This is a genomic window from Chryseobacterium sp. MYb264 (assembly GCF_035974275.1).
Classification (GTDB): domain Bacteria; phylum Bacteroidota; class Bacteroidia; order Flavobacteriales; family Weeksellaceae; genus Chryseobacterium.
The window spans coordinates 3,064,836-3,079,869 of the sequence record NZ_CP142422.1 but is presented as its reverse complement, the minus strand read 5'-3'; the positions used below and the strand labels follow the sequence as shown (position 1 = coordinate 3,079,869).

Annotated in this window: 7 protein-coding genes, 2 tRNA genes and 3 rRNA genes; all 12 read left to right on the top strand. The window is 39.6% G+C overall.

All coding sequences use genetic code 11. From position 1 onward, the window contains the following. Positions 1 to 4: 4 nt before the first annotated feature. The 12 genes from VUJ46_RS13215 to VUJ46_RS13160 all read left to right on the top strand — a co-directional run bounded on the left by VUJ46_RS13215 (position 5) and on the right by VUJ46_RS13160 (position 15,015). Complete coding sequence (locus tag VUJ46_RS13215; RefSeq protein WP_326981217.1) at positions 5 to 556, top strand: OmpH family outer membrane protein; 552 nt, start codon at positions 5 to 7, stop codon at positions 554 to 556. Between the two features lie 57 nt (positions 557 to 613). After that, entirely contained in the window at positions 614 to 1,117 is a 504-nt protein-coding gene (locus VUJ46_RS13210; protein WP_326981216.1) for an OmpH family outer membrane protein, read from the top strand. A gap of 69 nt (positions 1,118 to 1,186) precedes the next feature. Next, positions 1,187 to 1,672 carry an acyl-CoA thioesterase gene (locus tag VUJ46_RS13205; protein ID WP_326981215.1) on the top strand — a complete coding sequence of 162 codons (486 nt, stop codon included), beginning with the start codon at positions 1,187 to 1,189 and terminating at the stop codon, positions 1,670 to 1,672. Further along, positions 1,672 to 2,535, top strand: coding sequence for a dTDP-4-dehydrorhamnose reductase (gene rfbD / locus VUJ46_RS13200; protein ID WP_326981214.1), 864 nt, complete (start codon positions 1,672 to 1,674; stop codon positions 2,533 to 2,535). Before VUJ46_RS13205 ends, rfbD begins: the two co-directional genes overlap by 1 nt. A 7-nt stretch (positions 2,536 to 2,542) precedes the next feature. Beyond that, entirely contained in the window at positions 2,543 to 3,226 is a 684-nt protein-coding gene (locus VUJ46_RS13195; RefSeq protein WP_326981213.1) for a hypothetical protein, read from the top strand. Positions 3,227 to 3,432: 206 nt separating this feature from the next. Further along, the gene (locus VUJ46_RS13190; protein WP_326981209.1) at positions 3,433 to 4,773 is read left to right on the top strand and encodes an IS5 family transposase; all 1,341 of its coding nucleotides are present in this window, start codon (positions 3,433 to 3,435) and stop codon (positions 4,771 to 4,773) included. Between the two features lie 1,085 nt (positions 4,774 to 5,858). Continuing rightward, a 16S ribosomal RNA gene (locus tag VUJ46_RS13185) occupies positions 5,859 to 7,375 on the top strand. A gap of 214 nt (positions 7,376 to 7,589) precedes the next feature. Then, positions 7,590 to 7,663: transfer RNA gene (locus tag VUJ46_RS13180), tRNA-Ile, on the top strand. Between the two features lie 91 nt (positions 7,664 to 7,754). Beyond that, positions 7,755 to 7,828 (top strand) — tRNA-Ala (locus VUJ46_RS13175). 158 nt (positions 7,829 to 7,986) lie between these two features. Next, positions 7,987 to 10,741, top strand: a 23S ribosomal RNA gene (locus VUJ46_RS13170). 176 nt (positions 10,742 to 10,917) lie between these two features. Then, positions 10,918 to 11,025 (top strand): 5S ribosomal RNA (gene rrf / locus VUJ46_RS13165). The 16S, 23S and 5S rRNA genes sit together here with 2 tRNA genes alongside, the layout of an rRNA operon. Before the next feature lie 1,074 nt (positions 11,026 to 12,099). Beyond that, a complete protein-coding gene (locus VUJ46_RS13160) occupies positions 12,100 to 15,015 on the top strand; it encodes a SusC/RagA family TonB-linked outer membrane protein (protein WP_326981212.1) in 2,916 nt (971 codons plus the stop codon). Positions 15,016 to 15,034 lie beyond the last annotated feature (19 nt).

Below are 15,034 nucleotides of genomic sequence, written 5' to 3'. Positions count from 1 at the left end.
TTATATGAAGAATTTTAAAGTTGTTTTCACATTTGTATTACTTTTGCTTTTCGGATTCGGAAATGCTCAAAAAGTTGGGGTGGTAGATACGGAATATATCCTGGATAAACTTCCGCAATACAAAGAAGCGGAAGCCAGATTAAATTCGCAAATCGATACCTGGCAGTCAGAACTACAGAATATGCAGGCTGAGTATGAGAAAAAAAGATCAGCTTTCGAAAACGAAAGAGTTTTGCTGGTGGGCGAGCAGCTTAAGTTGAGAGAAAAAGAGGTGATGGATTTGGATAAAAACATCAAAACCACTACCAGCTTACGCTTTGGAGCAACTGGCGAGATCAAAAAACTGAGAACAAATTTAGTTCAGCCTTTTCAGGACCAGATTTGGGAGGCTATCAAGACAATGTCTGAGAAAAACGGATTGGGCATGGTTATTGATAAAACAACTACCAATGTCATTTTCCTACAGAAAAGATTTGATTATACAGACAAAGTATTAGATATTTTACTAAAAGGAAACGAAAAAAAGGAAAAAACTAATACAAAAGGGAAAAAGTAATTAACTTTAACCCAAATTTTAAATCTAAAAACAAATTAAATTATTTATTTACCAATTATGAAAAAATTAAGTGTATTATTTGGAGCTGCAATGATGGTTGTATCTGTGGGTATGATGAAGGCACAAAAAGTAGCTACTTTAGACGTTGCAGGTGTACTGAATGTAATGCCTGAAAAAAAGAAAGCTGACGCTGATTTAAAAACTTTCTTAGATACTAAACAAGCTGAAATTAAGAAAAAAGCAGATGCCGGACAAGCTAAATTAAAGCAATATACTGAAGAGGCTCCTAAGAAATCGGCCGACGAAAATAAGGCAAGAGAAGCTGAATTAGCTAAAATGCAGGAAGAAATCCAGCAAATGAACGATAAGGCTCAAAAAGATTTTGTGGCTAAGCAGGATACAGCTTACGAACCAATCGAGAAAAAACTGAACGAAGCGGTTTCTAAAGTAGCGAAAGACAATGGATATGACTATATTATGGATGCAAATTCTTCTGCTTTTGTATTCAAAGGAGGTCCTGATGCTACTGCAGCTGTGAAAAAAGTTCTAGGTGTTCAATAATTTTTAAAAATTAGCAAACATTTATAAAATAACCATCTCCCTTCGAGGTGGTTTTTTTATTTTTGCACTATGGAAAGAGAAGTGTCAACGACGGTAAAAGTTCGTTTCAGTGATTGTGATCCGATAGGTCATTTGAATAACGTGAAATATCTGGATTATATGTTCAATGCCAGAGAAGATCACGTAGAAACATTTTATGGCTTTACCTATGAGGAATATACAAAAAAAACAGGATGTACCTGGATCGCTATTCAAAATGAAATAGCCTATTTAAAGGAAGTAAGATACAATACTCAGGTGGCCATCAGCAGTAAAACCATCGAAGTGGGAGAACGGACGGCGAAAGTCGAAATTCTTATGAAAAGTCTCGACGAAAAAACAATTCATGCCGTTCTATGGGTTACGGTTATTTATTTTAATATTAAAACAAGAAGATCAGAAGTACATCCAAAGGATATTATAGAAACATTTGGTAAGTTCTACGTAGATTTAGAACAAAAAGATTTCCAGTCTCGAGTTAAATTTTTAAGAGTACAAAACGCAAAAAATTCATAATGAAGAAAATTTTAGTCATAGGAAGCAATGGTCAATTGGGGAACTGCATCAGAAAAATTGCACCCGATTTTGAACTGGATTACGAATTTATTTTTACAGATTCACAAACTTTAGATATTACTAACGAAGATCAGATCAATAGTTTTTTCTACGATAACAAACCTGAATTTTGTATCAACGCTTCAGCATATACAGCTGTAGATTTAGCTGAAACCGAAAAAGAAAAAGCTTTTGCTGTCAATGCAGACGGTGTTGCCAATTTGGCAACAGCTTGTGCAGAATACAAAACAACTCTTATTCATGTTTCAACAGATTATGTTTTCGATGGAGAAACTAATCTTGATTATTCCGAAGACGATTTTACAAGCCCGATTGGTGTGTATGGTGAATCAAAACTAAAAGGTGAAGAGCTTGCTTTGGAGATCAATCCTAAGACGATTATTTTAAGAACATCCTGGCTGTATTCTGAATTCAACAAAAACTTCGTGAAGACAATGCTGAATCTGTTTTCTCAAAAAGACCAGCTGGGAATTGTAGCCGATCAGTTTGGTCAGCCAACCAATGCCAACGATCTGGCGGAAGCTATCATGGATATCATCGTTGCTTCAACTAAAACTTTCGGAGTGTTCCATTTTTCAAATTATCCGGAAACAACCTGGTTTGATTTTGCTAAAAAAATTGCTGAATTCTCTAAATCTTCAGTTAAATTGAATGCGCTAACAACAGAACAGTATCCAACTCCGGCAAAAAGACCCAAAAGAAGTACGATGTCTTTAGATAAAATCGAAGAAATCTACAAAATAGAACCAAAACATTGGGAAAATAGCCTGGAGGAATGTGTTGAGATCCTTTCAAAACAATAAATAGAAAATGAAGAATTTAATTATCGCTGTTTTTGCCGTTTTTACCCAACTTTTTCATGCCCAAAATGTGTACATGACGAAAGTTGCAAAAACACATGACAACACAGATAAATTTCTCTACAGAATTGACGAAGCAAAAAATGCAGAATACTTGGGAGAAGTAGAAATTCAGGGATTCTCAAAGTATGATGCAGAAGTTTTTTCATTAATATACAAAAAGGCAAAGGAAATTGGAGCCAATGCTTTTTCATTGAAACCTTTTGAAAACGTAGATGGCTCACCGGTAAATTTTAATCCGGCCAACTACAGATTTAATCTCTATTACTTGCCAAAAGAAAAACTGGAAGATCAAACAGGGAACCTATATCTGTTCGCTTCCTCTGATAAACCTCAGACGATAAGTATTAACAGAAAAAATTACATCCTACCTTCGCGAACTTATTTAAAGATTAAAACGGTTCCGGGAGACGTTTATACGATTTCAACCAAGAAATTATTAGGCTCCACGATCAGATTACAGCCGAAATTAGGAGAACAAAACCAGTATTTTCAAATTTCAGCCACCAAAATAAAGCCCGACGATAGCGGAGTAGGTGGACTAAACCTTAAAAGTGGTGATATTATAGGTCTCGAAAAATCATACGCAGAGTTTTTAAGCACAATATACACTAAAGACAAGCAGAGTAATTAACTCTGCTTTTTATTTTGCCATTGCGGTAAGCGTAACAATGCGACAATCTTAAACCCCTTTACCTCTCTCTTCGAGTAATTCATAAGTAGTCACTCCTTAAAAACCAAGTAATATTTTGATTATCAGTTTTATGCACTTATATTTCGTAAAAAATCGTTGTAAAAAATTGCAATAAATTGTATTTTTAGGATATAAAAAGTGGCAAAATGTTAGGCAAAATAAGAGAGGATTTACAGCAGAATTTATTCAAGACCAGGCTTACGGAGCTTATTAATATGGAGCATCCGGTGGTAAAATTAGCTGGGGAGATTTCCTGGGATAAAATGGAGTCAGAGTTTGAGAAATTATTTTCAGAAAACGGAAGACCTTCTATTGCTATCCGTAAAATAGCAGGAATGCTTTTGCTCAAGGAAATGTTTAAAGAAAGTGATGAAAGTGTAATAGAGAGATGGATTGAGAATGCGTATTGGCAATATTTTACCGGAGAAACCTTTTTCCAGACAGAGCAGCCTTTCGATCCGAGCAATTTTGTACACTTCAGAAAAAGAATTGGAGATAAGGGTTTGGAATTTCTTTTGGGACAAAGCGTTTCTCTCCATCCCAAAGCCAAAACAGAAGATGAAGTTCAGGTAGATACGACGGTTCAGGAGAAGAACATTACCTTTCCTACCGATGCCAAATTAGCAAAAAAAGTAATCGACAATTGTAGAAAAATAGCAGAAAAAGAGAGCGTTGTACAAAGACAAAGCTACAGAAGAGTGAGCAAACAATTATTGCGGGACGCTTTTTTTGGACATCATCCCAGAAGACAGAAGAAGGCAAAAATGGCGAGGAAAAAGCTCAGGACGATTGGTAAAAGAGTTCTTCGGGAATTGGAAAGAAAACTTCCTAAAGATGTTTTGAAAGGCTACGAAGACGTTTTTAAAATTTACCTTAAAGCACTCACCCAAGAACGTACCACGAAAGATAAAATTTACAGTCTTCACGAGCCACAAGTTGCGTGTATTGCGAAAGGAAAATCGGGAAAAGCATACGAGTTTGGGACAAAAGTAGCAGTAGTAAGAGGTCGGAAAACAGGGATCATCAGCTCGGTAAAGAGATTTTCTGGCAATCCTCACGATAGTAAAACTCTTGAAGAATCATTGGCACAGAGTGAGAGGGTAAGAAAATCCGTTGGCGGAACAAGACCTACGAAAGCCACTACAGACAGAGGATTTAAAGGAATCAAAGAAGTGGAAGGAACAGCAATTTTGCTTCCCGCAAAAAAAGAAAAAACAAAATATGGGCAACAAGTAGCCAGATTAAGATTCCGGGCAAGAGCAGCCATAGAACCTTGTATCTCTCATTTAAAAAGAAACCACTCCTTAGGATTAAACTTCCTGAAAGGAGTGGCTGGAGATATTAATAATGCATTATTAGCAGGGATTGGATACAATTTGAAGATGAGATTGAATCAAATCAAACAACAAATTCTTCTTTGGCTCGAACTTGTTCTCCGAATCTTTTTAGGCAAATATAATTTTCAAAGTCAAAAAACAGCTTTTTAAGGAGCGACTAAGTAGCTTTTTCCCGCTTTCCGCTGTATCTTTTTTCCCCCTTCTTTTTTCAATCCTTCGCCAAAAAAGGATGCCGCTGCAATCGGGGCTAGGGGAGTCTCCCTTTTTTCACATGAGGCAGGAAGCAGGAAGTAAGAAGTAAAAAGATCCAACAAGACAGAGTACTGATTTACCCGAATTGCCCTTCAAGTTCACATCACTTAAAAAACGTTCAATTGAAGCATTTCCCACCCTCAGATCCCCACTCTAAAAAATTCTCCTCCTCTGGAGGAGTGTCAAAAATTCAAAGAATTTATGACGAGGTGGTTCTTCCGAAGCTGCTCCCATCTATATGATAACATAACCTTGCCATCATCCACCATTTACCCCCCAACCTTATAGGTTTTCAAAACCTATAAGGTTTCCTTATCTAATAGAACATAATCCCATTCCACGTATCTTCAACTTCATGGTCCCCACTCCCCCCAAACCCACCGACCCCTCAAACTCTACAACCCTCGCATACAAAACCCCTCGCACAGAAAACCTTTCAATCAAAAAAAAATATCCCAATCAATCAGCTCGTTACGCTCAAATATGAACTCAAAGTAAACATTATGTTAAATAAATTAGGATTGTATTGTCCAAAGCTCCTATCTTTGCCCCACTGAAAACGAGAGTATATCAGTAAGCGCAGAAGAGCTTTTGAATAAGCAATAAATTAAAGATCACTTTAAGATAAACAAATAAAAACTACCAGTTTTTAATTTAAAATAATTTCAAAATTAAATTAGATAAAAGCTTGCGAGTTTAGAAAAAGTTTGTATCTTTGCAGTCCGGTAAAACGGGGAGCAGGAGTGAGGTTGATAAATAATAAACGAAGAGTTAAGGTCATCAAAAAACTTTAAAATTTTCTTCATAAAAATTTGGTCAATAAGAAATAAGTTATTACTTTTGCACTCGCAAATACGGGACGACACTGACAGAAAGATTGTCCTGGTAAAAAAGCGAAAGAACGAAGTTCATTGAAATATAATATAACAACCAAGTAAGGAAAAACTAAAGCGTCAAAACTTTGAGTGAGTCAGAACAAACATACAATGGAGAGTTTGATCCTGGCTCAGGATGAACGCTAGCGGGAGGCCTAACACATGCAAGCCGAGCGGTATTTGTCTTTCGGGACAGAGAGAGCGGCGTACGGGTGCGGAACACGTGTGCAACCTGCCTTTATCAGGGGGATAGCCTTTCGAAAGGAAGATTAATACCCCATAATATATTGATTGGCATCAATTAATATTGAAAACTCCGGTGGATAGAGATGGGCACGCGCAAGATTAGATAGTTGGTAGGGTAACGGCCTACCAAGTCATTGATCTTTAGGGGGCCTGAGAGGGTGATCCCCCACACTGGTACTGAGACACGGACCAGACTCCTACGGGAGGCAGCAGTGAGGAATATTGGACAATGGGTTAGCGCCTGATCCAGCCATCCCGCGTGAAGGACGACGGCCCTATGGGTTGTAAACTTCTTTTGTATAGGGATAAACCTACTCTCGTGAGAGTAGCTGAAGGTACTATACGAATAAGCACCGGCTAACTCCGTGCCAGCAGCCGCGGTAATACGGAGGGTGCAAGCGTTATCCGGATTTATTGGGTTTAAAGGGTCCGTAGGCGGATCTGTAAGTCAGTGGTGAAATCTCACAGCTTAACTGTGAAACTGCCATTGATACTGCAGTTCTTGAGTAAGGTAGAAGTGGCTGGAATAAGTAGTGTAGCGGTGAAATGCATAGATATTACTTAGAACACCAATTGCGAAGGCAGGTCACTATGTCTTAACTGACGCTGATGGACGAAAGCGTGGGGAGCGAACAGGATTAGATACCCTGGTAGTCCACGCCGTAAACGATGCTAACTCGTTTTTGGGTCTTCGGATTCAGAGACTAAGCGAAAGTGATAAGTTAGCCACCTGGGGAGTACGAACGCAAGTTTGAAACTCAAAGGAATTGACGGGGGCCCGCACAAGCGGTGGATTATGTGGTTTAATTCGATGATACGCGAGGAACCTTACCAAGGCTTAAATGGGAATTGACAGACGCAGAAATGTGTTTTTCTTCGGACAATTTTCAAGGTGCTGCATGGTTGTCGTCAGCTCGTGCCGTGAGGTGTTAGGTTAAGTCCTGCAACGAGCGCAACCCCTGTCACTAGTTGCCATCATTAAGTTGGGGACTCTAGTGAGACTGCCTACGCAAGTAGAGAGGAAGGTGGGGATGACGTCAAATCATCACGGCCCTTACGCCTTGGGCCACACACGTAATACAATGGCCGGTACAGAGGGCAGCTACCTAGCGATAGGATGCAAATCTCGAAAGCCGGTCTCAGTTCGGATTGGAGTCTGCAACTCGACTCTATGAAGCTGGAATCGCTAGTAATCGCGCATCAGCCATGGCGCGGTGAATACGTTCCCGGGCCTTGTACACACCGCCCGTCAAGCCATGGAAGTCTGGGGTACCTGAAGTCGGTGACCGTAACAGGAGCTGCCTAGGGTAAAACAGGTAACTAGGGCTAAGTCGTAACAAGGTAGCCGTACCGGAAGGTGCGGCTGGAACATCTCATTTTAGAGCGTCTTTAGACGTTAAACAAAATTAGTATCGCAAGATACACAAGTACTTACTTAAAGTAAAGCTTTAGTTTTTTGTTTGGTTGATTATATAAAAATACAAAACCCACTAGAAATTGGTATAGGGATAGAGAGATTTTAGATTATAAATTATAGATTTTAGATTTAAAAAGCATTTAAAATTTTCAATTTAAAATTTAAAATTATAACAAAGTCTCGTAGCTCAGCTGGTTAGAGCGCTACACTGATAATGTAGAGGTCGGCAGTTCGAGCCTGCCCGAGACTACTAATTTTGAGTATAAGAGTTTTAGAGTATAAGGGAATATGAGTTTAACGCTCAAACTCTCCCACACTACTACTCATACACTCAACTAGAGGGGGAATTAGCTCAGCTGGCTAGAGCGCCTGCCTTGCACGCAGGAGGTCAAGGGTTCGACTCCCTTATTCTCCACAGTTTTGGAAGTTTGATTTAAAAGTTACGATTGGAGCCAAAAACAACAATTGTTCATCAAACGGAAGAGAAGAAATTAAGATCATTGACATTAACGGTAAAGACATCACAAAGAGAAAACCGAGCACTTATAAGTGCTTGAGTAACCTAAAAATAGGAAAGAAATCGTTAAGGGCGTATGGCGGATGCCTAGGCTTTCAGAGGCGAAGAAGGACGTGGTAAGCTGCGAAAAGCTGCGGGGATTGGCACACACGAATAGATCCGCAGATGTCCGAATGGGGCAACCCGGCAGGTTGAAGACCTGTCACCTCGTAAGAGGAGCAAACCAGGAGAACTGAAACATCTAAGTACCCTGAGGAAAAGAAATCGAAGAGATTCCGTAAGTAGTGGCGAGCGAAAGCGGATTAGCCCAAAAGTTTTTATATATTTAGAAGAATGTTCTGGAAAGAACAGCCATAGACGGTGATAGCCCGGTATTCGAAAGGTATATTAAGATGATAAATGAGTATGGCGGGACACGTGAAATCCTGTCTGAATATGGGGGGACCATCCTCCAAGGCTAAATACTCCTGAAAGACCGATAGTGAACAAGTACTGTGAAGGAAAGGTGAAAAGCACTTCGAATAGAAGGGTGAAATAGAACCTGAAACCGTACGCCTACAAGCGGTCGGAGCCCACAAGTTGGGTGACGGCGTGCCTTTTGCATAATGAGCCTACGAGTTAATTTTACTAGCGAGGTTAAGTAATTAAGTTACGGAGCCGGAGCGAAAGCGAGTCTGAATAGGGCGCATAGTTAGTAGGATTAGACGCGAAACCTTGTGATCTACCCATGGGCAGGTTGAAGCTTTGGTAACACAAAGTGGAGGACCGAACCGGTTGACGTTGAAAAGTCTTCGGATGACCTGTGGGTAGGGGTGAAAGGCCAATCAAACTGGGAGATAGCTCGTACTCTCCGAAATGCATTTAGGTGCAGCGTCGTAAAAAAGTTTATTAGAGGTAGAGCGACTGATTGGATGCGGGGGAGTCAAATCCTACCAATTCCTGACAAACTCCGAATGCTAATAAATGTTCTGCGGCAGTGAGGGCATGGGTGCTAAGGTCCATGTCCGAGAGGGAAAGAACCCAGACCAACAGCTAAGGTCCCCAAATATATGTTAAGTTGAAGCAACGCGGTTGGACTGCATTGACAGCTAGGATGTTGGCTTGGAAGCAGCCATTCATTTAAAGAGTGCGTAACAGCTCACTAGTCGAGCGGTCCGGCATGGATAATAATCGGGCATAAACATATTACCGAAGCTATGGATTTGTAATTTATTACATCTGGTAGGAGAGCATTCTGTTTGCGCCGAAGCAGTATCGTGAGGTATTGTGGAGCGGACAGAAAAGAAAATGTAGGCATAAGTAACGATAAAGGGGGCGAGAAACCCCCTCACCGAAAGACTAAGGTTTCCTCAGCCATGCTAATCAGCTGAGGGTTAGTCGGGACCTAACGCGAACCCGAAAGGGGTAGTGGATGGACAATGGGTTAATATTCCCATACTTGCTCACATTAAAAAGGGGACGGTTCGATGTAGCTACTGGAGACTGACGGAATAGTCAAGGCCTAGCCTTCGGGCGAAGCTGCTGTAGTGAACTCGGATCCAAGAAAAGCCGAAGTGAAGCAACCCGTACCAAAACCGACACAGGTAGTCGAGGAGAGAATCCTAAGGTGCTCGAGTGAGTCGTGGCTAAGGAACTAGGCAAAATAGTCTCGTAACTTCGGAAGAAGAGACGCCATCAGCAATGGTGGCCGCAGTGAAGAGGCCCAGGCGACTGTTTATCAAAAACACAGGACTCTGCTAAATCGAAAGATGCTGTATAGGGTCTGACACCTGCCCGGTGCTGGAAGGTTAAGGAAGGGCGTTAGCGTAAGCGAAGCGTTTGACTGAAGCCCCAGTAAACGGCGGCCGTAACTATAACGGTCCTAAGGTAGCGAAATTCCTTGTCGGGTAAGTTCCGACCTGCACGAATGGTGTAACGATCTGGGCACTGTCTCAGCCACGAGCTCGGTGAAATTGTAGTATCGGTGAAGATGCCGATTACCCGCAATGGGACGAAAAGACCCTGTGAACCTTTACTATAACTTCGTATTGACTTTGAGTAAGTAATGTGTAGGATAGGTGGGAGACTTTGAAGCAGGCACGCTAGTGTTTGTGGAGTCAACGTTGAAATACCACCCTTTACTTACTTGGAGCCTAACTTCTTTTAGAAGGACATTGCGTGGTGGGTAGTTTGACTGGGGTGGTCGCCTCCAAAAGAGTAACGGAGGCTTTCAAAGGTACCCTCAGCACGCTTGGTAACCGTGCGTAGAGTGTAATGGCATAAGGGTGCTTGACTGTGAGACCAACAAGTCGATCAGGTGCGAAAGCAGGACATAGTGATCCGGTGGTTCCGTATGGAAGGGCCATCGCTCATAGGATAAAAGGTACTCCGGGGATAACAGGCTAGTCTCCCCCAAGAGCTCACATCGACGGGGAGGTTCGGCACCTCGATGTCGGCTCGTCACATCCTGGGGCTGGAGAAGGTCCCAAGGGTTGGGCTGTTCGCCCATTAAAGTGGCACGCGAGCTGGGTTCAGAACGTCGTGAGACAGTTCGGTCTCTATCTATTGCGGGCGTTAGATGTTTGAGAGGGCTTGATTCTAGTACGAGAGGACCGAATTGAACAAACCTCTGGTGTATCAGTTGTACCGCCAGGTGCACCGCTGAGTAGCTACGTTTGGAAGAGATAAGCACTGAAAGCATATAAGTGCGAAACTCGCCTCAAGATGAGACATCTTTTAAGGGTCGTGGGAGATGACCACGTTGATAGGCTACAGGTGTAAAGTTGGTAACAGCATAGCCGAGTAGTACTAATTACCCGTAGATTTATAGCCTATTGGTTGCTATTAAACAAGCCTTATAAGTGCGCCACTGGTTTTGCCTTTGTGATGAAATTTACCGATACATATAATTTAAGAATGTACCATTTAACCAATGTAACAATAATTGTAAGAAATAAAATTAATTGTTACACTGTTACATTAACTACATTGTTATATTAAACCATATTTAGGGTGGTTTTAGCGGTGGGGCTCACCTGTTCCCATTCCGAACACAGAAGTTAAGCCCACCAGCGCCGATGGTACTGCTAACGCGGGAGAGTAGGTCGCCGCCAGTTTTTATTAAAAAGTCTCATACTTTAATTAGTATGAGACTTTTTTTTGCTCGAAACTCAAACAAAGTTACCTTTGCCAGATGCCAGATGCCAGATGCCAGATGCCAGATGTCAGACGCTAGACGCTAGAAGCGGGAGAGCCCCGGAGGGGCGATCTGTTAATAGCTCCAGATGTTGACCCGGTGAAAAAGCTCCGTAGGAGCGACCTGTTACTATAAAGAAATCTGCGAATAGGTAAAGTAAATTCCAATCGCAAATAATTAGCAATCTTAATAAATGAGATTATATTTTAGGTTTCACCGGTCCTTTTATGACCGTAAAATCAAAGACAATCTCCGAAAGCCTAAAGAAGCAAACCAACTCTATGATCTATGGGAAATGAAAATATCATTTGTGCATTCGTGGCAATAAAAAATTGTCATGTCTCCCATTGATACTTGTATTTTTGCCAGAAGCCAGAAGCCAGAAGCCAGAAGCGGGAGAGCCCCGGAGGGGCGATCTGTTAATAGCTCCAGATGTTGACCCGGCGAAAAAGCTCCGTAGGAGCGACCTGTTACTATAAAGAAATCTGCGAATAGTTAAGGTAAATTCCAATCGCAAATAATTAGCAATCTTAATAAATGAGATTATATTTTAGGTTCCGCCGATCCTTTTTATGACCGTAAAATCAAAGACAATCTCCGAAAGCCTAAAGAAGCAAACCAACTCTATGATCTATGGGAAATAAAAATATTCGTGTATTCGTGGCAATAAAAAATTGTCATGTCTCCCATTTGATACTTGTATTTTTGCTAGAAGCCAGAAGCTTTAGAGGAGAGATAGCGTAAAGGCATTATGATGTTATTATTTCTTATATACTTATAAGGTCTAACGTTTAACCTTGACTTTTTCAAATAATTTCTATTAATCGAACTTAATTCATTTTAGAAAAAAATATATTTTTATAGTCAAATTTGATATATTTATAAAGCTAGTGCGGTAATAGTACTAATATAGTGTATAATTCACTCTATGTTTGTAAATATTTTAATTTATCCATAAGAAATTTATTAAGTTTGTTGATATTAGCACTTTTATATGAAGAAAGTAATTTTTAAAGTCGGTTTGTTACCGGCCGCCTTGTTCTCGTTTAGTAGTTTACATGCTCAAAAGAATGATTCTCTCAAAACGACCAAAATTGATGAAGTTGTGGTTACCGCCTATGGAGTTAAAAAAGAAAAAAAAGCACTAGGATATGCTTTTCAGGATGTAAAAGGTCAGGCTTTAGTGGATGCTAAAGAAAATAATGTTACCAATGCTTTGGTAGGTAAGGTTGCCGGTCTTCAGGTTATAAAAGGCGGTTTCGGACCTGGTTCTTCATCTAAAATTAATTTACGTGGATTTAATTCTTTCAGTGGAGACAATCAACCTTTAATTGTTGTGGATGGCGTTCCTTTAAGCAACAGTCTTGGATCAAAGGTTAAACAGAATGGTAGAGATTTCAACAATGATGTATGGAATCCGGATGTAGACATGGGAAATGGTTTGAGTGATATCAATCCTGATGATATTGAAAGTGTATCTGTCTTAAAAGGAGGTGCCGCTTCTGCGCTTTATGGTTCAAGAGGTGGAAACGGAGTGATTTTAATAACCACAAAAACTGGGAGACGAAAAGGAGGAATAGGAATTATGTATTCTACAAGTTTAGGATTCGAAAATATTTTCATGAAACCTGATATGCAAAATACTTTTGCTCAAGGTAGAAATGGTATTGCGAATACGCCAAGTGATCCTAATCCCACAACAGAATCTTGGGGACCTACTTTTGAGAATTCCGGAATGAGCATTCATGATAATGTGAAGAATTTTTTCAAAACAGGGACTAATACACAGCATACTTTAAGTTTTCAGGAGAATTTGGGGGAAGGATCAAGTTTATATACTTCTGCAAATTATTTGAATAGTAACAGTCAAATTCCTAATTCCAAGTATGAAAGATTCAATTTTATGGCTAAAATGAATTCTAATTTTGGAGCTAATAAAAGATGGACTACTGAAGTGAAAGCTCAGTATATGAGTATAAGAGGTACAAACAGACCTTCAGCAGGAAGAGGAGACGGAAATTTTTATCCTAATATCCTTCTCACTCCACAAAATATTGATATAAGAGACTATCGTGAGGGACAAATGCAGAATGAAGTAAATTCACGATGGATTACCTCTAACGGAATAAATCCTTACTGGTCTGCCTATAATGGTCTTAATGCAGATAAGAAAGACCGAATTTTATTAAATGGTTTCCTAAAATATCAATTTAACAATTGGCTAAGTTCGGATATCAGATTAGGAACCGATTTTTATTCATTAAATGGCGATGCAAGAGTTTGGACAGGGTCTGTTCGTAGAAATTCTTATGCAACGAATCAGGAAAAATTTTATGAAAACAATTATATTTTAAGTCTTAATGCTAAAAAGGATAATATTATTGGAAAATGGGGAGGCTCGCTTTCTGTGTATGGGCAAATGATGGAGAGTAGAAATAAAGCTATTTACTTTACGACTCAAAATCTTATTTTACCCAATGTATTCAGTACAACCAATACCAGTGATCTGGCTTCATTAAGCACAACAGAGGTAGACCTATGGAGAAAGATTAATTCGGTATTTGCTGCGGCAGAAATTAATTATGATGGTTACTGGTTTTTAAATGCCACTGCCAGAAACGACTGGTCCTCTACCTTAGCAAGATCCAACGCTTCTTATTTTTACTCATCATTAAGTACGTCGTTAGTCTTAACGGATATGCTGAAAAAATTGAATGGTACAAAGTCTGATGTTTTAACATTCGCAAAAATTCGGGCTGCATACTCATCTACCGGAAATTCTTTAGATCCCCAAAAATTAGAGAATGAGTATTTTGCTTCTACAGATCCTACAGGACATATTACATTAACTAGAAATAAGATACTTTTTGATTCTAATGTACATGCAGAAAAACTCAAAACTTTTGAAGTGGGTGTAGATCTGAAATTTTTTGATAGATTTTCTTTAGATATTAGTTATTTTAATAATAATGCAACCGAGCAACTTATTGCTATTCCCGTAAATCCACTTTCAGGATACGAAAGAATGATGATTAATGCGGGAGGACTTCATAATAAAGGTTTTGAATTTGTATTCAATACCGATATATTTAAAAAGCAAAGCTTTACCTGGAACGTGAATGTAAATTTTTCCACATTAAAAAGTAATATTGATAAAATTGACGGAAAGGTTTCAAAATATCTTTTGGGAGGATATGACACGGTGGGCATTTTTGCAGAAGTAGGAAGACCTTACGGAGCTATTTACGGGACTAAATTTTTAAGAGTAGAAGATCAGAATAGTCCTCATTTTGGAAAACTTATTGTAGATACCAATGGATTGCCAATTTCTACTCCGGATAGTCAATATTTAGGCGATCAGAATCCAAGAGCACTATTCGGATTTACCAATAGCTTTGCCTACAAAAATTTCGGAATTTCTTTTTTAATTGATGGAAGAATCGGAGGTAAATTTTTCTCATCATCACAACATGCATTGCAGAATGCCGGGCTTGCTGCGGATACTGCCCCGGGAGGCAGACGTGATAATTTTGTTCTTGATGCAGTTGTGCAGAATGGAAGTAACTATATAGACAATACAAAAGAAATTACACAACAGGATTATTGGACTGCAGTGACAACAAGTGGTGGAAATTTAGGAATTAATGAACAGAATATCTACGATGCTACCAATGTTCGTTTAAGAAATGTTCAGTTATCATATAATTTTCCCAAAAGTATTTTTCAAAAAGTTGCCTTACAGAGCGCTAAAGTGGCATTTACAGCAAATAATGTATGGATGATCTATAGTAAAGCAAAAGGAATAGACCCTGAATCTGTTTTTGCCATCAATTCAAATGCAGTAGGATTCGAAAATATGGCTTTTCCTACATCAAGATCATATCTGTTTACCATTACTTTAGGATTTTAACATCACCAAAAATTAAAAC